This is a genomic window from Kitasatospora sp. NPDC030952, from assembly GCF_055571335.1.
Genome location: NZ_JBVIFM010000040.1, coordinates 20231 through 43893, shown reverse-complemented (window position 1 = coordinate 43893; position 23663 = coordinate 20231). Strand labels below are relative to the sequence as shown.

Here is a 23663-nt window from a genome sequence, read left to right as displayed (position 1 = left end):
TCGGTCGCCGCAGCTCCGCTGCTACTCCCTCCTCCGCCTTGCCAGGCTCGGCCCGGACGCCGCTCCTTCCTCCACCCACCATGTGCCGGTCGGTCTAAGACCGACCACCCGGACGTACGGGCGGAAGCTCCGAGTCGGACAGGCACGCCCTAGCCGGAGGCAAGGCCGGTATTAGCCCTGCCGGGGAACATGGCCGGGACAGCGGCCAGGACGGCGGTTCAGGGAGCACCCGTGGAAGGATCCGGATGGCAGCGAACCGTATCGAAGCACTGAACGACCTGCTCGACGAGCCCCGGGACGACGGGATCGACCCGGCCGACTTCCGGCGGGTGCTGGGCCACTTCGCCACCGGTGTGGTGGCGGTGACCGGGATGGACGACGGGGTGCCGGTCGGGCTGTTGGTGAGCTCGTTCACGTCCGTCTCGCTCGACCCGCCGCTGGTGGCGTTCTGCGTGGCGCACACCAGTACCAGCTGGCCCCGGGTGCGGGGCGGGCGGCAGCACGGCATCTGCTTCCTGGCGGCCGGCCAGTACGGGCAGGCCCGGCGGCTGGCCACCGCCAGCGGGGACTCCAAGTTCCACGGGGTGGCCTGGTCGGCGTCGCCCTCGGGGATGCCGGTCCTCGACGGTGCGCTGGCCTGGCTGGAGTGCTCGGTGGAGGCCGAGCACCCGGCGGGCGACCACATGATCGTGGTCGCTCGGGTGCACCGGCTGGCCAAGGCCGGGGACACCTCCGAGGCCGGGCCGCTGGTGCTGTTCCGCGGCGGCTACGGGCGGTTCACCGCGGTCGCCCCGGCGCCGGTCGACGCCGCCGCGGAGGCCCCGTCGTGAGCGTGCCCGAGGGCGTCCTGGTGACGGGGCTCGGGCACCGGCCCGGAGGGAGAGCGGGTGCCCGCGCGGGCCGGGCCAGTGCGTAGGCTTCGGGCGACGAGAGGAGGACGGGGGTCGGCTGATCGTCCGGCACGTTCCGGCCAGCCCCCTGACCAGCCATGACCGCAGACGAACCCCTGGACATGCGGGCCCGCACCAAGCAGGCCACCCGCGAGGCGATCGGTGCCGCCGCGCTCCGGCTGGCGGTGGAGAAGGGCCCCGACGGTCTGGCCCTGGTCCGGGTGCGCGACATCGCCGAGGCCGCCGGAGTCGCCCCCCGGACGTACAACAACTACTTCTCCAGTCGGGAGGAGGCGATCTGTGCCGCCCAGACCGACCAGTCCCGCCGTCTCGGCGGGGCGCTGCGGGCCAGACCCGCGGAGGAGCCGCTCGGTGAGGCCATCATCGCGGTGGTGGTCGAGGTCTTCGCCGATCCCGAACCCGACCGGGCCGGGCTCGCCATGATCATGTCCACGCCGGCGCTGCAGGGTGAGGCGCTGAAGGCGTTCAGCATGGCCGAGGAGCCGCTGGCCGACGCGATCGCCGAGCGCACCGGCGCCGAACGCTGGGAACTGGCCCCGGCGGTGACGGCAGCCGTGGTCGCCGGGGCGGTCCGGGTGGCCGGCCGGTACTGGCTCAGCAGCACCAACGCCCCGTCGTTCGCCGAGGTGCTGCGCGAGGCCCTGCGCCACGCCCTGGCGATCGGCCCCGGCGACCCCGGCGACCATGGCGACCATGGCGACCCCGGCGACCGCCCTTCAGCCGTCCTTTAGCCCGCGCGGCTGCACTGGGGAGCGCCCGGCCGATCGGTCCCGCCGCCGGTGCCCGCTGCCCGGACAGGCCCGGAGCGGAGCGGAGCTCCGGCCGGCCCGGCCGGTTGGAACACCTGTACCCGGTCTGCCGGGAGCCCCGGCGGACCCGAGCCACGCCCTCGATCCGCCCGGCGGGAACGCGCCGCACCGACAACGGCTACGGAGGTACCACCACATGGGTGAGGACAAGGAAGCGATCCTGAAGCTGGTCAGGGACTACCACCACAGCCGGACCGACGGAGAGTTCGTCCCGGGGAAGACCCCGGTGCTCACCTCCGGCGCGGTCCTGGACGAGGAGGACCGGGCGGCGCTGGTCGAGGCGGCGTTGGACATGCGGATCGCGGCGGGGCCGAGCGCGCGCCGCTTCGAGCGCGACCTCGCCAGGTACTTCAAGCGGCGCAAGGCCCACCTGACCAACTCGGGGTCGTCGGCGAACCTGCTCGCGCTGACCGCGCTGACCTCACCGCAGTTGGGGGACCTGCGGCTGCGCCCCGGCGACGAGGTGATCACCGCAGCCTCGGGCTTCCCCACCACGGTCAACCCGGTCCTCCAGAACGGGCTCGTGCCGGTCTTCGTCGACGTCGAACTCGGCACCTACAACCCGACGCCGGAGGCCATCGCCGCCGCGATCGGACCGCGCACCCGGGCGATCATGACCGCGCACGCGCTCGGCAACCCGTTCGCCGCCGAGGAGGTCGCCGAACTGGCCCGCCGGCACGACCTGTTCCTGATCGAGGACAACTGCGACGCGGTCGGCTCGCGCTACCGGGGCAAGCTCACCGGCACGTTCGGTGACCTGTCGACGGTGAGCTTCTACCCGGCCCACCACATCACGGTCGGCGAGGGCGGCTGTGTGGTCACCAACGACCTGGCGCTCGCGCGACTGGTGGAGTCGATCCGCGACTGGGGCCGGGACTGCTGGTGCGAGCCGGGCGAGGACGACCGGTGCCTGAAGCGGTTCGACCAGGGGCTCGGCACCCTCCCGCAGGGCTACGACCACAAGTACATCTTCTCCCACGTCGGTTACAACCTGAAGAGCACCGACCTGCAGGCGTCGATGGGCGTGACCCAGCTGCGCCGCATCGAGGAGTTCGGCGCGGCGCGGCGCCGCAACTGGAGGCTGCTGCGGGAGGGGCTGGACGGGGTCCCCGGCCTGCTGCTGCCGGAGCCGACCCCGGACTCCGACCCGAGCTGGTTCGGTTTCGTGCTGACCGTCGAGCGGGACGCGCCGTACACCCGCCGCGAGTTGGTGGCGTTCCTGGAGGAGCGGCGGATCGCGACCCGCCGGCTCTTCGGCGGCAACCTGACGCGTCACCCGGCGTACGCGGGCGTCACGTTCCGGGTGTCGGGGGACCTGTCGGTCAGCGACATCGTCACCGAGGACACCTTCTGGATCGGGGTGTACCCCGGGATCACCCCCGAGATGATCGACTACGTGGTCGGCTCGATCAGGGAGTTCGCGGGAGCTCCCCGCTGAGGGCGAGTTGGTCCCGCATGGTGGCCAGGGCGTCCTCGATGCGGGAGAACCGCACCCCGAGCACCCGGGTCGCGTGCTCGTTGGACACGTTCAGCCAGCGCGGGTAGGGGCGTCCGGCGTCGCGCAGGTAGTCCGCGAGGCGGCCGCGGGCGGCGGGGGCGGCGTCGAGGCCGAAGGTGCGGGCCACCGTCATCGTGAGGTCGTAGGGGGACAGCGAGCTGCCGCCCGCGCAGTGGAACAGCCCGTCGGGCGGGCGGAGTTCCGCCACCCGCTCGACGGCCGCGGCGAACTCGTCGACGAAGGTGGGGGTCACCAGGGTGTCGTCGAACATCGGTGGGATCCGCCCGGCGGCGAGCCGGCCGACCAGCGTGCGGACCAGGTCCCCCTTGCGCCGGTAGCGGGCTCGGAACGGGAAGGAGGGGCGGAGGACGGAGAACGCGCAGCCGGATTCCTGCACCTCGCGTTCGGCCCAGAGCTTGGTCCGGCTGTACCAGTCCAGCGGATCGGGCGGGTCGGTCTCCCGGTACGGCTCCTCCTGGTCGCCGCTGAAGACGTAGTCGGTGGAGACGTGGATCAGGTAGCGACCGTGCCGGCGGCACGCGGCGGCGAGGTTCGCGGTCCCGTCGACGTTCACCCGGTAGCAGGGGCCCCCGCGGTCGCCGGTCTGCGCCGCCGCCGCGTCGAGGTCGGTGAACGCGGCGAAGTGCGCGACCACCTCGGCGGGGCTCTCGGCGACCGCCCGGTCCACCGCGGCGGCGTCCGTGAGGTCGCACTCCAGCTGGTGCCAGCGGTGCCGGCCGCCGAGCTCGGCGGCCCGGTCGCCGACCAGGCCGCGCAGGCCGGTGCCGGCCAGGGGGGACTGCTGCTCGGTCTCCATGGCTTCTCCCGTCATCGGTGTCCGACGGCCCGTCGGGGGAGGTCGGCGCACGGCCGGCGACGACCGGCGGGCGCCGGGGCAGACGTCGGAGGAGGCCGCCGGGACCGGCGGCCTCCTCGCTGCGGGCGGTCAGGCCTCGATCGACAGCGCCCGGGACGGGCACAGGGTGACGGCGGTCCGCACGGTCTCGGCCGTGTCGGTGTCGGGACGGTCGGTCCGCAGCTCGACCATGCCGTCCTCGTCGTTCTGCTGGAAGACGCGGGGCTCGGTGAGCACGCACTGGCCGGCGCCGATGCAGACGTCGCGGTCGACGACGATGCGCACGGGGGTGTCCTTTCCGGTCGGATGGCGGGGGTGGTCGGGGCTGCAGGGTCCGTCGGTGGCCTGCCCGGCGCTGCCCGGTTCGGCCGGCGCCGGGTAGGCGGTCACCAGGTGACGGGCAGCTCGTGCAGGCCGTAGGTGTTGGAGTCCTGCTTGAACGGAAGCTCCGACACGGGTACGGCCAGCCGCAGGCCCGGCAGCCGCGCGAACAGCGTGGTGAAGACGATCTCCAGCTCCGCCCGGGCGAGGTTCTGGCCCAGGCACTGGTGGATGCCGTAGCCGAACGCCATGTGGTGCCGCGCGCCCCGGTGGATGTCCAGCCGGTCGGGGCTGTCGAAGACCGTCTCGTCCCGGTTGGCCGAGCCCAGCCCGAGCAGGACGCCGTCGTCCTTGCGGATCGTCACGCCGTCGATCTCGATGTCCTCGCGGGCGGTCCGGAGCAGCACGTCCGAGATGGTGAAGTACCGGAGCAGTTCTTCGACGGTCCGGCCGATCCGGCTCGGGTCCGCGATCAGCTCGGCCACGACCTCCGGGTTCTCCAGCAGGCCGGTGGTGCCCAGCGCGATCATGTTCGCCGTCGTCTCGTTGCCGGCGACCAGCAGCAGGTAGGCCATCTGGAGCAGGCCCATGTGCGTGAACACCCCGGTCTCCCGGTTGTTCACGATGAGCCGGCCGAGCACGTCGTCGGTCGGCTCCTGCTCCTTCTCCCGGATCAGGCCGTCGATGAAGGTGGCCAGTTCGATCATGGCGGTCCGGCGTTCCTCGGGGGTGCTCGCGCGGCTGAGCATCGCCGAGGTGCGGGTGTGGAAGAACTCGCGCTCGGGCGGGTGGACGCCGAGCAGTTCGGACAGCACCATCGAGGGCACGCGCACCGCCACCATGGCCACCAGGTCGGCGCCGGGGCCGGCGGCGATCAGGTCGTCGATGCAGCTCTCCACGATCTCCGTGATGCGGGGCCGCAGTTCCTGGACGCGCCGGACGGTGAACTCGGAGATGACCATCCGCCGCGGCGCGGAGTGCTCCGGCGGGTCGAGCCCCACCAGGGTGTTGCCCATTCCGTGGGACTCCCCGCCCTGGGAGCCCCCCTCGGCGGGGCCGAGCGGGACGAGCAGCGGCAGGTTGGGGTGGTGGTGGTCCGAGCTGATCCTCGGATCGGTCACCAGCGCGCGCACGTGCGCGTAGCTCGTGACCAGCCAGGCCTTCTGCCCGCTCGGCAGCGCGACCTGGGTGACCGGCCGCTCGGTGCGCAGCCGCGCGTACATCGGCGCCGGGTCGAGCGGGCAGCCGCGCGACATCGGGAAGTCGGGCACCTGGGGAAGGTCGCCACTGTGCGGTGCCGACGTGGCCTCGGTCATGGCAGCTCCTGTTTCGGCGGCGGTGCGGCACGGCCGGAGTCGTCGGATTTCCGGCGCCGCGGGATTACCGACATCGCGGGAATACCGGCATCCTGGGACTACCGGTGCCGCGGGTGCGTCGGAATTCGTTGGTCCATGGCGGGTGCCAGGCTAACGGTGAAATCTAAAATCTCACTAATATTCGATCCGGGGTATTCCGACCCGAGACAGGCCGCCGCTTCGTTGATAAATTGGGCCGCTGTCGCGGGCCGCGAAACGGAATTCGCCGGAATCCCGCGGCCCGATACGGGAGGTGTGATGAGCACGGGCGAAACCGTCCGGATGCCGCTGTTCACCGACGGTGGCGCCGAACTCCTGGAATGGATGCGGCGCATGCGCGACGAGCAGCCGCTCTGGCAGGACGAGCGCGGCCACTATTTCGTCTTCCGGTACGCCGACGTCCAAGAGGTGTTCTCCGACCCGGCGCGCTTCTCGTCGAACATCGGCCGGCTCATGCCGGTCTTCGGCGAGGAGAAGCTCAGCGCGAACCTGCCCTGGCAGGATCCGCCGGACCACCGGAAGCTGCGGCAGCTGGTCAGCCAGGCGTTCACGCCGAAGACCGTCGCCGCCCTGCGGCCACGCATCCAGGAGATCGTCGGGGAGCTGCTGGCCGCCGCCCCGGACGACACCTTCGACTTCGTCGAGTACCTGGCCTACCCGCTGCCGGTCATCGTGATCGCCGAACTTCTCGGCATCTCCCCGGCCGACCGGGCGTTCTTCCGGGAGTGCGCCGACCGGCTGCTCGGCATCCGGGCCGACGACTCGGAGTCCGACGAGGCCGCGGCCAAGGCCATCGCGGACACCACCAAGGAGCTCGACGAGTACCTGCTGGCCGAGGTCCGGCGCCGGCGCTCGGACCGGTCCACCGGGGACGTGCTCGGCGCGCTGGCCGCGGCGGAGCTCGACGGGGAGCGGCTGACCGACCTCCAGGTGGCCACCTTCGCGGCCCTGCTGCTCAACACCGGCCACATCACCACCACACTGCTGCTCGGCAACACCCTGCTCTGCCTGGGGGACACCCCGGAGGCCGAGGCCCGGATCCGGGCCGACCGGTCCCTGGTGCCCGCGGCGCTGGAGGAGGTCGTCCGGTGGCGCCCGCCGTTCCCCCGGGCGCTGCGGATCGCCACCGGGGAACTGGAGTTGGCCGGCGGCGTCATCCCGGCCAACGGGATCGTCATGCCGTCGATCCTCTCGGCCAACCACGACGAGCGGCAGTTCCGGGAGCCGGAGCGGTTCGACATCGACCGCGACCCGAACCGCCACGTCGGGTTCGGCCACGGCATCCACTTCTGCCTCGGTGCCCCGCTGGCCCGGCTGGAGACCGAGATCGCCCTCAACGGACTCCTGGACGCATTCAGCGAGCTGCGGCCCACGGGCGACGCGGTGTTCCACGACTCGGAGTTCTACGGCGTCAAGAAGATGACCGTGTCCGCTCGGCGGTCGTGAACGGCGACCGGCGGGCGGGACGCCTCCCGGCCTCGGGAGGCGTCCCGCCGGGCCGGTGCCGGCAGGTGCGGTCAGGCCAGCTCCTCCAGGGTGCGCACCAGGTCGGCGGGCGACGGGGCGGCGGCGATCTCGTCGCGCATCTTCCGGGCGGCGGCCCGGATCCCGCCGTCGGCGAGTACCGAGTCGACCGCGGCGCCGATGGCCTCGGCGTCGGCTCCGGTGCCGCTCAGGGTGATGCCCGCGCCGCTCTCGCAGAAGTTGGCCGCGTTGGGCGGCCGTTCCACCAGGGGGAGCAGGACCTGCGGGACGCCGAGCGAGGCGGCGGTGAGGATGGTGTTGGTGCCGCCCTCGCTGATCACGGCGCCGCAGGCGGGCACCACCGCGTGCAGGGGCAGGTCATCGGCGAGGCGGATCCGGTCCGGGAGCGGGCGGTGCCGGACCCGGTCGATCCCGCTGCCGGTGAGGACGACGTCGACGTCCCGGGCGGCGAGCGCGTCGAGGACCCGGGTGAGGACGGGCGCCTCGCCGGCCCCGCCGTCGGGCTCGCCCCGCTCGCCCCAGCTGACGCAGACCCGCGGGCGGCCGCTCGGCTCCGGGGTCCGGTCGGGCGCGGCGGCGGCGCCGTCGTACGGGACGAAGCGCACGGGGATGCGGGCGGGCGCGTCCGGTACCTGCACGCTGCCCGGCCAGGGGTCGATGCTGCCCGACGCGTAGTCGTCGCGGATCGCCGCGCCGAACTGCGCGTAGAGCTCGGCCAGCCCGGTGGGCCAGTTGGGGGTGTACTCGTCGCCGGTCGTCGGCCCGTGCATCGGATTGTGGGTGCGGTGCATGATGTCGGGCCCGGTGAGGTGGCGCAGCAGCGGGATGTCCAGGGCCGCCGCGGCCAGCGGGGCCGCGAAGGCCATCGGATCGGCGACGACGAGCCGGGGGCGCCAGTGTTCGGCGAACCGCACCAGGTCGGGGGCGGTCCGGACGGCCGTGTCGACCAGGGGGGCGAACCTGAGGTCGAGGAGCCTGCGCCGCTCGTCGTCGGACGCCTCGGCGAGGAGGCCGGGCGTGGCGGGCGTGGCGGGCCGGCCGCCGGGGGCGGTGGGCGCCGCGGGCTCCGCCGCGCGCGGTCCGGCGCCGATTTCGGCCGGGGTGAGCCCGGCCCGGACCACCGCCTCGGTGAGGTCCGGTGGCGCCGCGATCCGCACCTCGTGCCCGGCCGCCCGGCAGGCCCAGGCCAGCGGCGCGACGAAGTACAGGTGGGGAGCCCTGGGGAGCGGGGCGAAAAGGATACGCACGGGGTCACCTCTCGGGATGCTGGTGGCCCATGGAAGCCCGGCGCGCTAAAGGAGGGCTGAACCCTCCGGACCCGCCGGGCGGGCGGTCCGGGCGGGCTGTCCGGGCGGTCCGGCTGTCCGGGCGGGCGGTCCGGTCCCGGGTGGACACCTCCAGCTGATCAGCAGATTTCTGCAGAATCGGCAATTGGTTGCGTGTCACGCAAGCTTGTGGGAGCCTGTTGCCGTGATCGAAAGGCCCGGATATGCGGACGTTCGCGAGGGAGTCTGATGGCGCAGAGTTCGAGTGACGCCCAGCCCGCCGGCAAGAGCCAGGGGTTACCACCCGAGCTGTTGAGGGTCGCCGGGGTCGTCCTGCTCGGCCTGCTGGTGATGCAGCTCGACGGGACCATGGTCAGCGTGGCGCTGAACACGCTCTCCCACGACCTGTCGGTCTCGGTGGCGACCCTGCAGTGGGTGGTGACCGCCTACCTGCTCGCCCTGATGGTCGGCATGCCACTCGCCGGTTGGGCGGCGGACCGCTTCGGGCCCCGGACGATGTGGATCGTCTCGATGGCCGTCTTCCTGGTCGGATCGGTCCTGTGCGGCCTGTCCAGCTCGATCTGGATGCTGGTGGTGGCCCGCGTGGTGCAGGGCCTCGGCGGCGGGATGATAGTCCCGGTCGGCCAGGCGATGCTGATGCGGCTCGCCGGCATGGAGCACCGGGCGAAGCTGGTCGCCCTGATGGCGATCCCCGGCATGATCGGCCCGACACTCGGCCCGGTCCTCGGCGGGGTCATCGTCGACGGCTTCGACTGGCGGTGGATGTTCTTCATCAACATCCCGATCGGCGCGATCGCCTTCCTGGTGGCGGGCCGCAACCTGCCGAACATGAGGGCGGAGACCGCCGCCAAGCTGGACGTGCTCGGGGTGCTGCTGCTCGTCCCCGGTCTGGTGGCCGTCGTCTACGGCTTCTCCCGGGCGGGCACGCTCGGGTTCGGCAGCGGCCAGGTGATCGCGCTGCTCGCGGTCGGCGGAGCGCTGCTCGCCGGGTTCGGCGTGCACGCCGCGCGGCCGAACGTCGACGCGTTGGTGTCGATGCAGATGTTCAAGTACCGGGGCTTCGCGACGTCCTGCACCCTGCTGCTGCTGGTCGGGCTCACCATGGGTGCCGGCATCATCCAGCCGCTGTTCCTGCAGCAGGTCCACGGCGAGAGCCCGATGAGCACCGGTCTGCTGCTGGTCGCCTTCGGGGTGGGCTCGGTGGTCACCTCCGTCCTGCTCGGCCGGGTGTTCAACAAGCTCGGCCCGCGGCTCGTCGGCGCGGTGGGCATCGTCATCGCCATCGCGGGCTCCGCCTTCTTCACGCAGTTCGACGCGGGCACCTCGCGGGTCCTCATCCTCACCGCCATGCTGGTCTCCGGTGTGGGCCTGGCGATGGTGGTGCTGACCATGTCGACCGCGCTCTACGTCGGGCTGCCGCCGCAGCAGATCGCCCGGGCGACCGGTGCCTCGCGGATCTTCCAGCAGCTCGGCCTGTCGGCGGGCACCGCCGTGATCAGTGTGGTGCTCCAGATCCAGCTGTCCGACCAGGCCAAGGCGCCCGACGGCACCGTTGGCCCGGCCGGTCTGGCGGACGCCTACAGCACCACCTTCTGGTGGAGCGTCGGCTTCCTGGCGCTCGCGGTCGTGCCGACCCTGTTCCTGCCGAAGACGGTGCTGGCGCCCGCGCCGGCGCCGAAGAAGGAGACCGAGGTCGCCCAGCCGCAGGGAGCCTGACCGGCCCGTGCGGCGGCCCGGCGGTGTCCGCACCGCCGGGCCGACCGCGTCCGCGCCGCTCGGCGCGCTCCGGGCGGGCGCCCCCGGACCGGTACCGGCCCAGCTCTTCGGACCCGACCAGCTCCGACCTGCTCCGACTGCTCCGACCAGCTCCGACCTGACACGTCCAACCGACAACCCGAGGATGCACACACATGACCACCACCACGGCCGCCTCCGCCGGAGACTTCCTGCTCGGCGGTGACCTGCGGGTCAACCGGCTCGGCTTCGGAGCGATGCGGATCGCCCTCGGCGGCTCGGTGCGCGACCCCGAGTCGGCCGCCGCCGTTCTGCGCCGCGCCGTCGAACTCGGCGTGAACCACATCGACACCGCGGGCTTCTACGGCTTCGGCGACCTCCAGTCGCACGAGACGATCCGTCAGGCGCTCTCCCCGTACCGCGACGACCTGGTGATCGCCACCAAGGTCGGCCCCATGCTGGAGGGCGGGGTGATGCCCACCGCCGAGGCCACCCCCGAGCAACTGCGCGGCCTGGTCGAGGAGGACCTTCGCCGGCTCGGCGTGGACCGCCTCGACCTGGTCTACCTGCGGGTCGGCGGTATGGGCGAGCCGGGCGGAGAGTCGGTCGGCGACCGCTTCAAGGCCCTGGCCGAGCTGCGCGCCGAGGGGCTGATCCGGCACCTGGGCGTCAGCAACGTCGACGCGGTCCAGCTCGCCGAGGCCCGGGCCATCGCCCCGGTCGCCGCCGTGCAGAACCAGTTCCACGTGCACCGCAGGGCCGACGCCGACCTCCTCGCGATCTGTGAGAAGGAGGGCATCGCCTACGTGCCGTTCTTCCCGCTCGGCGGGGGCGGCGAGAAGATCGACCCGGCCCGGGTGGCGGCCGTCGCCGCCCGCCACGGCGCGACCACCCAGCAGGTGGCGCTGGCCTGGCTGCTCGCCCACTCGCCGGCGGTGCTGGCGATCCCGGGCACCAGCGTCCTGGGGCACCTGGAGGAGAACGTCGCCGCGGCCGGCCTGCGGCTGACCCCCGAGGACCTGGCCGAACTGGCGGGCTGAGGACGCGACACCGCCCGGGCGGCCCCGGCCGGGCACCAACGGACCCCCCTCGGCGAGGACATGATCCTCGCCGAGGGGGGTCCGTTGGTGTTCCGACCCGTGAGGCCGGTGACGGTTCCGTGCCAGGGGGCGCGGCCGGAACCGCGCCCCCTGGCCACGGTCACCCCTGGCGGAACTCGCGGTCGATCAGGTCCATCAGCTCGTCGGCCGAGGCCGTCCCGATCCCGGCGCCGCCCGGCGCGCCGTCCGGCGCGCCGTCCGGCGCGCCATCCGCCGTGCCGTCGGCGGCACCGTTCGAGGACCCGTCCGCAGGTCCGCCCGCGGATCCGTTCCCGGATCCGTTCGCCGCGCCCGCATCCTTCGGACCGCCGGATGCCGTCCTCGGACGGAAGGCCAGCAGCCGCAGGCGCTGGTCGATCGACGCGTCCGAGTCCTCCTGGGGCAACGCCGCCAACGCCGCCTCCAGTTGGTCGAGGTGGGCGAGTACCGCCTCGGCCGGCGACTGCTCCGGCGGGGCGAGGCGCTCCCTCAGGTACGCGGCCAGCGCCCCCACCGTCGGGTAGTCGAAGACCAGGGTGGCCGGCAGGGTGAGCCCGGTCGCCCGGTTGAGCCGGTTGCGCAGCTCGATCGCGGTCAGCGAGTCGAAGCCCAGCTCCTGGAAGGCGCGGTCGGTGGCGAGGCCGGCCGGTGAGCCGTGGCCCAGGACGGCGGCCGTGTGGCCGCGCACCACCTCGACCACCAGGGCCTGCTGATCGGCCGGGTCCCGGCCGGTGAGCCGCTCGGCGAGGGCGGGGCCGGTGTCGTCCGCCCGGCGCGGCGGCACCCGGACCAGCCCGCGCAGGACCGGCGGCAAGGCGTCCGCGGCCGCCTGGGCGCGCAGTGCCCGCAGGTCGAGTTCGGCCAGGACCAGGGCGGCGGGGCCCGCGTCGAGGGCGGCGTCGAACCGGTCGAGCGCGTCCGGCGTGGTGAGCCGGACGAGGCCGCGGCGGGCCGCGCCGGTCTCCCTGGCACCCTCCGTCCGCGCGGTGAGCGCGCTGGTCTGCTCCCACGGGCCCCAGGCCAGGGACACCGCGGGCAGCCCCCGGGCCCGCCGGTGGGCGGCGAGCGCGTCGAGGAAGCTGTTGGCGGCGGCGTAGTTGGCCTGGCCGGGGGCGCCGAGGACGCCCGCGGCGGAGGAGAACAGCACGAACGCCGACAGCCCGAGGTGCTCGGTCAGGGCGTGCAGGTGCCATGCGGCGTCGGCCTTCGGGCGCAGCACGCCGTCCAGCCGCTCCGGGGTCAGCCCGGCCACCGTCGCGTCGTCCAGCGTCCCGGCGGCGTGGACCACGGCGGTCAGCGGGTGCTCGCCGGGGATCGCCGCGAGCACCGCGGCGAGTGCCTCGCGGTCCGCCGTGTCGCAGGCGGTGACGGTGACGGTGGCGCCGAGGCCGCCGAGTTCGGCGGCCAGTTCACCGGCGCCGTCCGCCAGCGGGCCGCCGCGGCTGACCAGCAGCAGGTGGTCGACGCCGTGCGCGGTCACCAGGTGCCGGGCGACGAGGCCGCCCAGGGTGCCGGTGCCGCCGGTCACCAGGACCGTGCCGCCCGGCCCGAAGGACGAGGGCACCGACACCGGCACCGACACCGGCACGGGCGCGGTCGAGGGCGCGGGTACGGGCGGAGCCGCGGCCGCCGGCCGGGCCAGCCGCGGCAGGTAGGCCCTGCCCGCGCGCACCGCGGCCTGCGGCTCCCCGGCGGCGATCGCCGCGGCGAGCGCGTCCTCGGTGGTGTCCGCGTCCACGTCGACGAGCTGGAAGCCGAACGGGTTCTCCGACTGGGCGCTGCGGACCAGCCCCCAGACGGCGGCCGCCGCGAGGTCCGGCACGTCCTCGTGCGCGGTGACGGGTGTGTCGTCCCGGTCCGTGACGGCGACCGCGCCGCGCGAGAGCAGGACCAGCGTCGCCCCGGCGAACGCCTCCTCGGCCGGCCACCGCTGGACCAGTTCCAGCGCGTGGCGGGTCGCCCGGTGCGTCCGCTCGGCCGGGTCGCCCGACCCCGCCTGCGCGGCGCCGCAGTCCACCACGACGGCGCGCGGTGCCGGGGCGCCGTCCGCGACGGCCGCGCGCAGCGCCTCCAGATCGGGGTACCGGGGGGAGCTGCCGCCGGTGATGCCGGTCTCGCCGACCAGGACGAGCGACGGCGCGGCGTCTGCGGCCCGGCCGGCCTCGACCCACCGGGTGGCCAACAGCGGCCCCCGGCCGCGGCCGGCCCCGAGCCCGCCCGGGCCCTGGACGAGCGGCCGCAGCCGCAGCGCCCCGATCCGCCCGAGCGGCCGGCCGGCGCCGTCGGCCAGGTCCAGGCCCACGGAGCGGTCGGCGCCGGACCGCACCCGGACGCGCAGCGTGCGGCCGGCGGCCGCCTCCAGCGAGAGACCGGTCCACGAGAACGGCAGCAGCACCGCCGACCCGTCGGCCGCGTCGCCCGGTGCGGGCGGCACCGCCATCAGGGCGTGCAGGGCGGCGTCGAGCAGTGCGGGGTGGACGCCGAACCCCTCCTGGTCGACGTCCTCGGGGAGGGCGACCTCGGCGTAGAGGTCACCGTCCCGCCGCCAGACCGCCCGCAGCCCCTGGAACACCGGCCCGTAGACCTGGCCCTTGGCGGTGAAGCGGTCGTACGCGGCGCCGGCGTCGAGCCGTTCGGCCCCGTCCGGCGGCCACACGGTCAGCGGCTCCGCCGCCGGGCCCGCGGCCGCGGTCAGCGACCCGGTGGCGTGGAGCGTCCACTCCGCGTCGGGGTCGTCGGACTCGGGGCGCGAGTGCACCGTGACGGGGCGCGCGCCGTCCTCCTCGGCCAGGACGACGACCTGCAGTTGGACGCCGCCCTGCTCGGGCAGCACCAGCGGCGCGAGCAGGGTGATCTCGTCCACCGCCGCGCAGCCGGTCTCGCGCGCCGCGTACAGCGCCAGTTCGACGAAGGCGGTGCCGGGCACCAGGGCGGCGTCCTCCACCCGGTGGTCGGACAGCCACGGGTGGGTGCGCAGCGAGACCCGCCCGCTGAGGATCCGCCGGCCGTCGGCGGCGACCGACAGTCCGGCCGAGACCAGCGGGTGCCCGGTGTCGGCCAGCCCGGCGGACGTGACGTCGCCCGCCACCGCCGAGGGCTTGAGCCAGTACGGGACGCGCTGGAACGCGTACGTCGGCAGGTCGGGCCGGGCGGCGGCGGGGGCGAGCACCGTCGTCCAGTCGACCGGGGCGCCGTGCGTGTAGGCCCGGGCGAGGGCGGCCAGCAGCTCGCGGCCGCCGTCCTCGTCGCGCCGCAGCGTGCCGAGGGCCTGCGCCGGGACGTCGGCGCGTTCGATGGTCTGCCGCATGCCGACGGTCAGCACCGGATGCGGCGCGGACTCGACGAACAGCCGGTGGCCGCTGTCGAGCAGCGCCTCGGTGGCCTCGGCGAACCGGACGGTGTGCCGCAGGTTGCGGTACCAGTAGTCGGCGTCCAGTTCGGCGGTGTCGATGATCGCGCCGGTGAGGGTGGAGTAGAACGGCACGGTGCCGGTCCGCGGGCTGACGGGGGCCAGCACCTCCAGCAGCTCGTCGCGCAGGGCGTCGATGTGCGGGGTGTGCGAGGCGTAGTCGACGGGGATCAGCCGGGCCCGGACGCCGTCGGCCCGGTACCGCTCGACGAACGCCCGGACGGCGTCCGCGCCGCCCGCGACGACCGTGCTGTCCGGCCCGTTGACCGCGGCCAGGTGGACGTCGTCGGCCTCGGCCAGGCGGGCGGAGACCTCCTCGGCGGGCAGCGGCACCGAGGCCATGGTGCCCGTCCCGGCGAGCCGGGTCAGGACCTTGCTGCGGAGCGCGACCACGCGCGCCGCGTCGTCCAGCGACAGCGCCCCCGCCACGTAGGCCGCGGCGATCTCCCCCTGGGAGTGGCCGACGACCGCGTCCGGGACGACACCGGCGGACTTCCAGAGCTCGGCCAGCGAGGTCATCACCGCGAACAGCGCGGGCTGGACCACGTCCACCCGGGACAGGTCGGCCGCGCCCGGGCCGCCGCGCAGGGTGTCCAGCAGCGACCAGTCGGTGTGGCGGTCGATCGCCTCGGCGCAGGCGGTCAGGTGTGCGGCGAACACCGGTGAGCGCTCCAGCAGGTCGAGCGCCATGCCGTCCCACTGCGAGCCCTGGCCGGGGAAGACCAGAACGGTTCGGCCCGGCCCGGAGGCGGCGTCCGGGCCGTGGACCAGTGCCGGGTGCGGCCGGTCGGCGGCGAGGGCCGCCAGCGCCGCGGCCAGGTCGTCGCGGTCGCGGCCGAGGACGACGGCGCGGTGCTCGAACGCCTCCCGGCCGGTGGCCAGCGCCCAGGCGGTGTCGGCCGGTTCGGCCGCGCCGCCCGCCGCGTACCCGGCGAGCCGGGCGGCCTGGCCGCGCAGCGCCGCCGGCGTCCTGCCCGACACCGGCCAGGGCAGCGCGGCTGCGCCCCGCGGGTCCGGTACCAGGACGGCCGGGCCGGCGGCGGCGGGTGCCGGCGCGGTGGCGCGGTCGGCGGCGGCCGGCTGCTCCAGGATGATGTGGGCGTTGGTGCCGCTGATGCCGAACGCGGACACGCCCGCCCGCCGGGCCCGCCCGGTCTCCGGCCACGGCACCGTCCCGGTGAGCACCGAGACGGCTCCGGACTCCCAGTCGACGTGCGGCGTCGGCTCGTCGACGTGCAGGATCGCCGGCAGCCGGCCGTGCCGCATCGCCTGGACCGTCTTGATCACGCTCGCCACGCCGGCCGCCTGCTGGGTGTGGCCGATGTTGGACTTGACCGAGCCGATCCAGAGCGGTCGGTCGGCGGGCCGGTCCTGCCCGTAGGTGGCCAGCAGTGCCTGGGCCTCGATCGGGTCGCCGAGCGTGGTGCCGGTGCCGTGCGCCTCGACCGCGTCCACGTCCGCCGGGGTGATGCCCGCGTTGGCGAGGGCCTGCTCGATCACCCGCTGCTGGGAGGGGCCGTTGGGGGCGGTCAGGCCGTTGCTGGTGCCGTCGGAGTTCACGGCCGAGCCGCGCACCACCGCGAGCACCTGGTGCCCGTTGCGCCGGGCGTCCGACAGCCGTTCGACCAGGAGCAGGCCGACGCCCTCGGAGAAGACGGTGCCGTCGGCGCCGGCTCCGAACGGCTTGCAGTGCCCGTCCGGCGCCAGGCCGCGCTGGCGGCTGAAGCCGACGAAGACGCTCGGCGAGGGCATCACGGTGACGCCGCCGGCCAGCGCGAGGTCGCACTCGCCGTTGCGCAGCGACTGCGCGGCCAGGTGCAGCGCCACCAGCGACGACGAGCAGGCCGTGTCGACGGTCATCGCCGGGCCCTCCAGGCCGAGGGCGTAGGCGATCCGGCCGGACGCGACGCTGCTGGCCGCGCCGGTCAGCAGGTAGCCCTCGACCGCCTCCGCCTCCCGGGACGCGCTGGCCGGGTACCCATAGGACGTCATGCCGACGAAGACGCCGGTGCGGCTGCGCCGCAGCGTCCCGGCGGGGATGCCGGCCCGCTCCAGGGCCTCCCAGGCGGTCTCCAGCAGGACGCGCTGCTGCGGGTCGGTGCCCAGCGCCTCACGCGGGCTCATGCCGAAGAACTCGGCGTCGAAGTGCCCGGCCTCCTCCAGGAAGCCGCCCCGGTCGACGTACGAGGTGCCGGGGTGGTCGGGGTCGGGGTCGAAGAGGCCGTCCAAGTCCCAGCCGCGGTCCTCGGGGAAGCCCGCCACCGTCTCCCGGCCGGTGTCGACGACGTCCCACAGCTCCTCCGGGGACCGGACACCGCCCGGGTAGCGGCAGGCCATCGCGACGATCACGACCGGGTCGTCGGCGCCGCCGGACGCGGCCCGGACGCGGACGGCGGCGCCCTCGGTCCGGCCGCCCAGCCGCTCGCGCAGGTACTCGGCGAGCGCGGCCGCGCTCGGGTGGTCGAAGACCAGGGTGGCGGGCAGTCGCAGCCCGGTCTCGGCGTTCAGGCGGTTGCGGAGTTCGACGGCGGTCAGCGAGTCGAAGCCGATCTCCTGGAACGGGCGCCGGGGGTCGATCGTCTCCGGCGCGGGGTGGCCGAGCACGGCGCCGACGTTGCCGCGCACCAGGTCCAGCAGCAGGCCGCGCTGCTCGGCCTCGGAGCGGCCGGCGAGCTCCCGCGCCAGCGAGCCCTGCGTGGCGGTCCGGCCGCCGGCCCGGCGGCGGGCGGGGCGCAGGAAGCCGCGCAGCACCGCGGGCGCCGCCCGGGTCTCGGCGGCCGCCCGGACCGCGGCCAGGTTGATGCCGGCCGGGACCAGGTCGGCGCGGCCCCCGGCGAGTCCGGCGTCGAACAGCGCGAGCGCCTCGGCGTCGGACATGGTGGTGAGCAGGCTGTGCGCGACGGCGTGCTGCTTCTCCGCGAAGAGGTCGGCGGTGATGCCGCTGGCGCTCTCCCACAGGCCCCAGGCGAGCGAGACCGCGGGCAGGCCCAGCGCGTGCCGGTGCGCGGCCAGCGCGTCCAGGAAGGTGTTGCCCGCCGCGTAGTTGGCCTGGCCCGGGTTGCCGAGGGTGCCGGCGAGCGAGGAGAACAGCACGAAGGCGGTGAGGTCGAGGTCGCGGGTGAGCTCGTGCAGGTGCCAGGCGGCGTCGACCTTGGGGCGGAGCACCGGGTCGAGCTGACCGGGCTCCAGGACGGTGACGGCGGCGTCGTCGGTGACGCCCGCGGAGTGCACGACGGCGGTGAGCGGGTGCTCGGGCGGGATCGTGCCGAGCACCCGGCGCAGCGCCTCCCGGTCGGCCGTGTCGCAGGCCAGCACGGTCACCTCGGCGCCCGCCCCGGCGAGTTCGGCCCGGAGTTCGGCGGCGCCGGCCGCCTCGGGGCCGCGCCGGCCCACCAGCAGCAGGTGCCGGACGCCGTGCTCGGCGACCAGGTGCCGGGCGACCGCCGCGCCCAGCGTGCCGGTGCCGCCGGTCACCAGCACGGTGCCGTCGGCGGCGAGCGGCCGGGGGACGGTGAGGACGAGCTTGCCGGTGTGCTTGGCCTGGCTCATCAGTCGGAACGCCTGGGGCGCCTGGCGGACGTCGAAGGCGCTGACCGGGAGGGGGCGCAGGACCCCCTCGTCGAACAGCCGGCCGAGCTCCGCGAGCATCCCCCGGACGTGGTCCGGGCCCGCCTCGACCGTCTCGAACGCCCGGTAGGCGACGCCCGGGTGCCGGGCCGCCACCTCGTCGGCGTCGCGGACGTCGGTCTTGCCCATCTCCAGGAAGGACCCGCCGCGGGGCAGCAGGCGGAGCGAGGCGTCCACGTACTCGCCGGCCAGCGAGTCCAGGACGACGTCGACGCCCTCCCCGCCGGTCGCGGCCCGGAACTCCTCCTCGAAGCCGAGCGTCCGGGAGTCGGCGATGTGCGCGTCGTCGAAGCCCGCCGCGCGGAGCGTGTCCCACTTGGGGCGGCTCGCGGTCGCGAAGACCTCCGCGCCCCAGTGCCGGGCCAGCTGGACGGCGGCCATGCCGACCCCGCCGGTGGCGGCGTGCACGAGCAGCCGCTGTCCGGGCCGCAGCCCCGCCAGGTCGTGCAGCGCGTAGTAGGCGGTCAGGAACGCGACCGGCGCCGCGGCGGCCTGGACGAACGTCCAGCCGGACGGCACCCGGGTCAGCGCGCGCCGGTCGGCCACCGCCACCGGGCCGACCGCGCCCTCCGGGAACAGCCCCATGACGGCGTCGCCGGGCGCGAGGCCGGTGACCTCCGGGCCGATCTCCAGCACCACGCCGGCGGCCTCGCTGCCGATGGCCGCCTCGCCCGGGTACAGGCCGAGCGCGATGAGCACGTCGCGGAAGTTCACCCCGGCGGCCCGGACGGCGACCCGCACCTCCCCGGCCGCCAGCGGCCGTTCGAGGGCGGGGGAGGGCTCCAGGACGAGATTGTCGACGGTGCCCGCCGCGGTGGTCGACAGCCGCCAGGCGGTGGCGTCCGCTGGCGGGGTCAGCAGCGCCTCGGTGTCGGCGTGGACCAGTCGGGCCGCGAAGGCGGAGCCGTCGCGCAGGGCGAGCTGCGGCTCCTGCGCGGCGAGGGCCTCGGGCAGCCGCCGGACGGAGGACTCCCGGCCGTCGAGGTCCACCAGGGCGAACCGGTCCGGCCGCTCCAGCTGGGCGACCCGCAGGAAGCCCCAGGCGGGGGCGGTGGCCAGGCCGGTGACGTGCTCCCCGGCCCGGACGGCGACCGCGTGCTCGGTGACCACGACCAGTCGGCTCTCCTCCAGCCGCTCGTCGGCGAGCCACTGCCGGACCAGGCGGTGGATCCGATGGGTGGTGGCGTGGGCGCCGTCGACCGGGTCCCCGGCGCCGGCTCCGGCCCGGTCCTCCGCCGCAGCGAACGCGACCACCGTCGCCGGGAGCGGCACACCCGCGTCGGCCTCCCGCAGCAGCGCCGCGAGGTCGTCGGCCGCCCGCGGCCGCCCCCCGAGCCACTCGACGGGGTGCGGGAACGCGCCGAGCACCGCCCAGTCGGCCGGGTCCTCCCGCTCGGCGGTGGCCGTCACCGGCTGCCAGGACAGGCGGTACAGCGCGTCCCGGCGGACGACCGGCGCGGCGCCCTGCCCGTCGGCGAGCGGCCGCACGGTCAGCGCCTCCACCGAGGCCACCGGAGCGCCGCTCCGGTCCGTGATCGACAGCCCGACGGTGTCCGGCCCGGACAGGGTGAGCCGCACCCGCACCGCCGTCGCCCCGACGGCGTGCACGGCCACCCCGCGCCAGGCGAACGGCAACCTGGTCCGGCCGTCGTGCTCGGCGCCGTTCAGCGCCGTCACGTGCAGCGCGGCGTCGAACAGCGCCGGATGCAGGGCGAACCCCCGGACGTCCGCGCCCGAGGGCAGCTCGACCTCCGCGAACAGGTCGTCACCCAGCCGCCAGGCGGCCCGCAGCCCCCGGAAGACCGGGCCGTACTCCAGGCCGAGGGCGCCGAGCCGCGGATACACCTCCGCCGTCTCCAGCCGGGTCGCCCCCGGCGGTGGCCACTCCTCGACGGGCTGCTCCGCCGGCGGCGCCGACGGGGCCAGCACCCCGGTCGCGTGGCGGGTCCACGGGACGTCCTCGGAGTCCGGGCCGTCGTCCTCGGGCCGCGAGTGGATGCCGACGGCGCGCTCGCCGTCCGGCCCCGGCGCGCCGACCATCACCTGGATCCGGACCGCGTCCCGCCCGGGCAGGACCAGCGGGGCGTGCAGGGTCAGCTCGGCCAGCTCGCCGCAGCCGACCCGGAACGCCGCGTGCAGGGCGAGTTCGGCGAACGCGGTGGCCGGCACGATCACCGAGCCGTGCACCGCGTGGTCGGCCAGCCACGGATGGGTGCGCAGCGACAGCCGCCCGGAGAACAGGTGGCCGGTGCCGTCGGCCAGTACGGTCTCGGCCGCCAGCAGCGGGTGGTCCGCCGAGCCCAGCCCGGCCGACCGGACGTCGCCGGCCGCCCCGGCCGCCTCCGGCCAGTAGCGCTCCCCGGCGAAGGCGTAGGTCGGCAGGTCGACGGGCGTCGCCGGCCGGCCGGGCGCGATCCGCGTCCAGTCCGGGCGGGCGCCGTTGACGTGGGCCTCGGCGAAGGACTCCAGCAGCCGGGCCCGGCCGCCGTGGTCGCGCCGGAGCGTGCCGTGCGCGACCGCCTCGGCGCCGCCGTCCTCGATCGTCTCCTGGATCGCGGCGGTGAGTACCGGGTGCGCGCTCACCTCGATGAACAGCGTGTGCCCGTCGGCCAGCAGGGCCCGGGTGGTCTCCTCGAACCGCACCGGCTGCCGCAGGTTGCGGTACCAGTACGCCGGGTCGAGGGCTTCGTCCGCGCCGAGCGGCGCCGCGGTGACGGTGGAGTAGAACGGGATGCCGGCCGGCTGCGGCACGATCCCGGCCAGCGCCTCCCCGATCCGCTCCCGGACGGCCTCCACGAACGGGGTGTGCGAGGCGTAGTCGACCGGGATCAGCCGGGCCGGGACCCGGTCGGCCCGGCAGGTGTCGACCAGCTCCCGCAGCTCCTCCGGCGCGCCCGCCACCACCGTGGTGCCCGGCGCGTTGACCGCGGCGACACTCAGGCTCCGCCGGTCCGGGCGGTCCAGCAGCCGTGCGGTCTCCGCCGCCGGCAGCGGCACGGAGGCCATGCCGCCGGTACCGGCCAGGTCGAGCAGGGCGCGGCTGCGCAGCGCCACGATCCGCGCGGCGGCGTCCAGCGACAGCGCCCCGGCGATGTGGGCGGCCGCGATCTCGCCCTGGGAGTGGCCCACCACCGCGTCCGGCCGGACCCCGGCGGCCTGCCACACACGTGCCAGCGAGACCATCACGGCGAACAGCGCCGGCTGCACCACGTCGACCCGGTCCAGCGTCGGTGCGCCCGGTGCGTCGTGCAGCACGTCGAGGAGCGACCAGTCGGTGTACGGGGCGAGGGCGTCGGCGCAGGCGTACAGGTGCTCGCGGAAGACCGCGGAGTCGTCGAGCAGGTCGACCGCCATGCGCGCCCACTGGGAACCCTGCCCGGGGAACACGAACACCGTTCGGGCGGCGGTACCCCGGCCGCGTACGACGTGGGCGCCGGGCTTGCCGTCGGCCAGCGCCCGCAGGCCCTCCAACAGCTCCTCACGGGTGCCGGCGACGACCGCCGCGCGGTGCTCGTGGTGCTCGCGCTCGACGGCCAGCGCGTGGGCGGCGTCGGCGGACGGGAGCTCGGGGCGGGCGGTCGCGAAGTCCAGCAGCCGCTGGGCCTGGCCGCGCAGGGAGCGTTCGCTGCGGGCCGACACCAGCCAGGGGAGGGCGCCCTCGGTCAGCAGGGGCGGGGCGGCGGCCTCGGCGGGCGCGGCCTCGGGGGCGGCGTCGGGCGGGGATCCGGGGGCGGCCGCCCCCGGTGTGGTCGGGCCCGGGCCGGCGGCCGGGTCCGGGCGCGGCGGTGCGGCCTCCAGGACGATGTGCGCGTTGGTCCCGCCGACACCGAACGAGGAGACGGCGGCGCGGCGCGGCCGCCCGCTCTCCGGCCACGGCCGCGCGGAGGTCAGCAGCCGGACGTTGCCCGCGTCCCAGTTCACGTGCGGCGTCGGGGCGTCGACGTGCAGGGTCTTCGGGAGCAGCCCGTGCTGCAGCGCCAGCACCATCTTGATGACGCCCGCCACCCCGGCGGCGCCCTGCGGGTGGCCGATGTTGGACTTCACCGAGCCGAGCCAGAGCGGCTCGCCGCCGGGCCGGTCCTGCCCGTACGTGGCGAGCAGCGCCTGCGCCTCGATCGGGTCGCCGAGTGTGGTGCCGGTGCCGTGCGCCTCGACGGCGTCGACGTCCCCGGCGGTCAGCCGGGCATCGGCCAGTGCCAGCTCGATCACCCGCTGCTGGGACGGTCCGTTGGGCGAGGTCAGGCCGTTGCTGGCGCCGTCCGAGTTGACCGCCGAACCGCGCAGCACGGCCAGCACGCGGTCGCCGTCCCGGTGGGCGTCCGACAGCCGCCGCAGCATCAGCAGGCCGACGCCCTCGCCCCAGCCCAGGCCGTCGGCGGCGGCGGCGAACGGCTTGCAGCGCCCGTCCGGCGCCAGGCCGCGCTGGCGGCTGAACTCGGTGTACCAGGCGGAGGTGGCCATGACGGTGACCCCGCCGGTCAGCGCCCGGTCGCACTCGCCGCCGCGCAGCGCCCGGATCGCCAGGTGCAGGGCCGCCGCGGAGGAGGAGCACGCGGTGTCCACCGTGAGCGCCGGGCCCTCCAGCCCGTACGCGTAGGCGATCCGCCCGGACATGATGCTGCTCTGGGTGCCGGTCAGGACGTAGCCCTCGACCTGGTCGACGGCCGGCGCCAGGCTCTGGTCGTAGGTCTGGCCGATGCTGCCGACGAACACCCCGGTACGGGTCCCGCGCAGCGCCGCGGGCGGGATCCCGGCCCGCTCGAAGGTCTCCCACGCGACCTCCAGCAGCTGGCGCTGCTGCGGGTCCATCGCGAGGGCCTCGCGGGGGCTGATCCCGAAGAAGTCGGCGTCGAACCGGTCGGCGCCCTCCAGGAACGAGCCGTCCCGGGTGTAGCTCTTGCCCGGGGCGTCGGGGTCGGGGTCGTAGATGTCGTCGATGTCCCAGCCGCGGTCGCCGGGGACGCGGGCCACGGCGTCCCGCTCGGACAGCAGCAGCTCCCAGAGCGCCTCCGGCGAGTCCACCCCGCCGGGGAAGCGGCAGCCCATGGACACCACCGCGATGGGCTCGTGCTCCCGGTCCTCGACCTCCGCGAGGCGTCGGCGCACCTGACGGAGACCGGCGGTCGTCCGATTCAGATAGTCGCGCAGCTTCGCCTCGTTGGCCGTCGGGCCCAGATCAGCCGAGTCGGAATTCATCCGCTTTCCCCGCCTCGCATCGGTCAATAGGAATTGCCGCCGAGAATCGCACCGGACGCTAACGGGGGCCTTGGCCGATGCTAAAGCCGGGCACCGG

At 75.2% G+C, this 23663-nt stretch carries 11 protein-coding genes; 6 read left to right on the top strand and 5 right to left on the bottom strand.

Translation table 11 applies throughout. From position 1 onward, the window contains the following. Positions 1-245 precede the first annotated feature (245 nt). From ACZ47G_RS38310 to rfbH, 3 genes are all read left to right on the top strand, one after another. Positions 246-830: a flavin reductase family protein gene (locus tag ACZ47G_RS38310; RefSeq protein WP_465750923.1), complete on the top strand. Its 585-nt coding sequence runs from the start codon at positions 246-248 to the stop codon at positions 828-830. 158 nt (positions 831-988) lie between these two features. Next, complete coding sequence (locus tag ACZ47G_RS38305) at positions 989-1642, top strand: TetR/AcrR family transcriptional regulator (RefSeq protein WP_465750921.1); 654 nt, start codon at positions 989-991, stop codon at positions 1640-1642. Positions 1643-1856: 214 nt separating this feature from the next. Beyond that, on the top strand, positions 1857-3158 hold the full coding sequence (rfbH, locus tag ACZ47G_RS38300) for a lipopolysaccharide biosynthesis protein RfbH (protein ID WP_465750919.1): 1302 nt from the start codon (positions 1857-1859) through the stop codon (positions 3156-3158). Here the strand turns inward: rfbH and ACZ47G_RS38295 are convergent. The 3 genes from ACZ47G_RS38295 to ACZ47G_RS38285 form a co-directional block, all read right to left on the bottom strand. Continuing rightward, a complete protein-coding gene (locus tag ACZ47G_RS38295; RefSeq protein WP_465750918.1) occupies positions 3130-4035 on the bottom strand; it encodes an SDR family oxidoreductase in 906 nt (301 codons plus the stop codon). The two genes, rfbH and ACZ47G_RS38295, sit on opposite strands and share 29 nt — an antisense overlap. Positions 4036-4164: 129 nt before the next feature. Beyond that, positions 4165-4359, bottom strand: coding sequence for a ferredoxin (locus ACZ47G_RS38290; protein ID WP_465750916.1), 195 nt, complete (start codon positions 4357-4359; stop codon positions 4165-4167). Between the two features lie 101 nt (positions 4360-4460). Next, complete coding sequence (locus tag ACZ47G_RS38285) at positions 4461-5711, bottom strand: cytochrome P450 (RefSeq protein ID WP_465750914.1); 1251 nt, start codon at positions 5709-5711, stop codon at positions 4461-4463. 297 nt (positions 5712-6008) lie between these two features. Here ACZ47G_RS38285 and ACZ47G_RS38280 point away from each other — a divergent pair, with 297 nt between their 5' ends. Further along, positions 6009-7196 carry a cytochrome P450 gene (locus tag ACZ47G_RS38280; protein ID WP_465750912.1) on the top strand — a complete coding sequence of 396 codons (1188 nt, stop codon included), beginning with the start codon at positions 6009-6011 and terminating at the stop codon, positions 7194-7196. 71 nt (positions 7197-7267) lie between these two features. On the opposite strand, the gene ACZ47G_RS38275 is transcribed toward ACZ47G_RS38280, so the two are convergent. Beyond that, the gene (locus ACZ47G_RS38275) at positions 7268-8482 is read right to left on the bottom strand and encodes a nucleotide disphospho-sugar-binding domain-containing protein (protein WP_465750910.1); all 1215 of its coding nucleotides are present in this window, start codon (positions 8480-8482) and stop codon (positions 7268-7270) included. 267 nt (positions 8483-8749) lie between these two features. Between ACZ47G_RS38275 and ACZ47G_RS38270 the strand changes: the two genes are divergently transcribed. Both ACZ47G_RS38270 and ACZ47G_RS38265 read left to right on the top strand, forming a co-directional pair. Then, the gene (locus ACZ47G_RS38270; RefSeq protein ID WP_465750908.1) at positions 8750-10237 is read left to right on the top strand and encodes an MDR family MFS transporter; all 1488 of its coding nucleotides are present in this window, start codon (positions 8750-8752) and stop codon (positions 10235-10237) included. 194 nt (positions 10238-10431) lie between these two features. Continuing rightward, positions 10432-11295, top strand: a complete 864-nt coding sequence (locus tag ACZ47G_RS38265; RefSeq protein WP_465750906.1) for an aldo/keto reductase — start codon at positions 10432-10434, stop codon at positions 11293-11295. 160 nt (positions 11296-11455) lie between these two features. Here the strand turns inward: ACZ47G_RS38265 and ACZ47G_RS38260 are convergent, their stop codons facing one another. Continuing rightward, complete coding sequence (locus ACZ47G_RS38260) at positions 11456-23566, bottom strand: SDR family NAD(P)-dependent oxidoreductase (RefSeq protein WP_465750904.1); 12111 nt, start codon at positions 23564-23566, stop codon at positions 11456-11458. Positions 23567-23663: the final 97 nt, after the last annotated feature.

Excerpts from the sequence above, each read along its gene's own strand:
- ACZ47G_RS38310 (WP_465750923.1), top strand. The coding sequence starts at position 246 with ATGGCAGCGAACCGTATCGAAGCACTGAACGACCTGCTCGACGAGCCC.
- ACZ47G_RS38305 (WP_465750921.1), top strand. The coding sequence starts at position 989 with ATGACCGCAGACGAACCCCTGGACATGCGGGCCCGCACCAAGCAGGCC.
- rfbH (WP_465750919.1), top strand. The coding sequence starts at position 1,857 with ATGGGTGAGGACAAGGAAGCGATCCTGAAGCTGGTCAGGGACTACCAC.
- ACZ47G_RS38295 (WP_465750918.1), bottom strand. The coding sequence starts at position 4,035 with ATGGAGACCGAGCAGCAGTCCCCCCTGGCCGGCACCGGCCTGCGCGGC.
- ACZ47G_RS38285 (WP_465750914.1), bottom strand. The coding sequence starts at position 5,711 with ATGACCGAGGCCACGTCGGCACCGCACAGTGGCGACCTTCCCCAGGTG.
- ACZ47G_RS38280 (WP_465750912.1), top strand. The coding sequence starts at position 6,009 with ATGAGCACGGGCGAAACCGTCCGGATGCCGCTGTTCACCGACGGTGGC.
- ACZ47G_RS38270 (WP_465750908.1), top strand. The coding sequence starts at position 8,750 with ATGGCGCAGAGTTCGAGTGACGCCCAGCCCGCCGGCAAGAGCCAGGGG.
- ACZ47G_RS38265 (WP_465750906.1), top strand. The coding sequence starts at position 10,432 with ATGACCACCACCACGGCCGCCTCCGCCGGAGACTTCCTGCTCGGCGGT.
- ACZ47G_RS38260 (WP_465750904.1), bottom strand. The coding sequence starts at position 23,566 with ATGAATTCCGACTCGGCTGATCTGGGCCCGACGGCCAACGAGGCGAAG.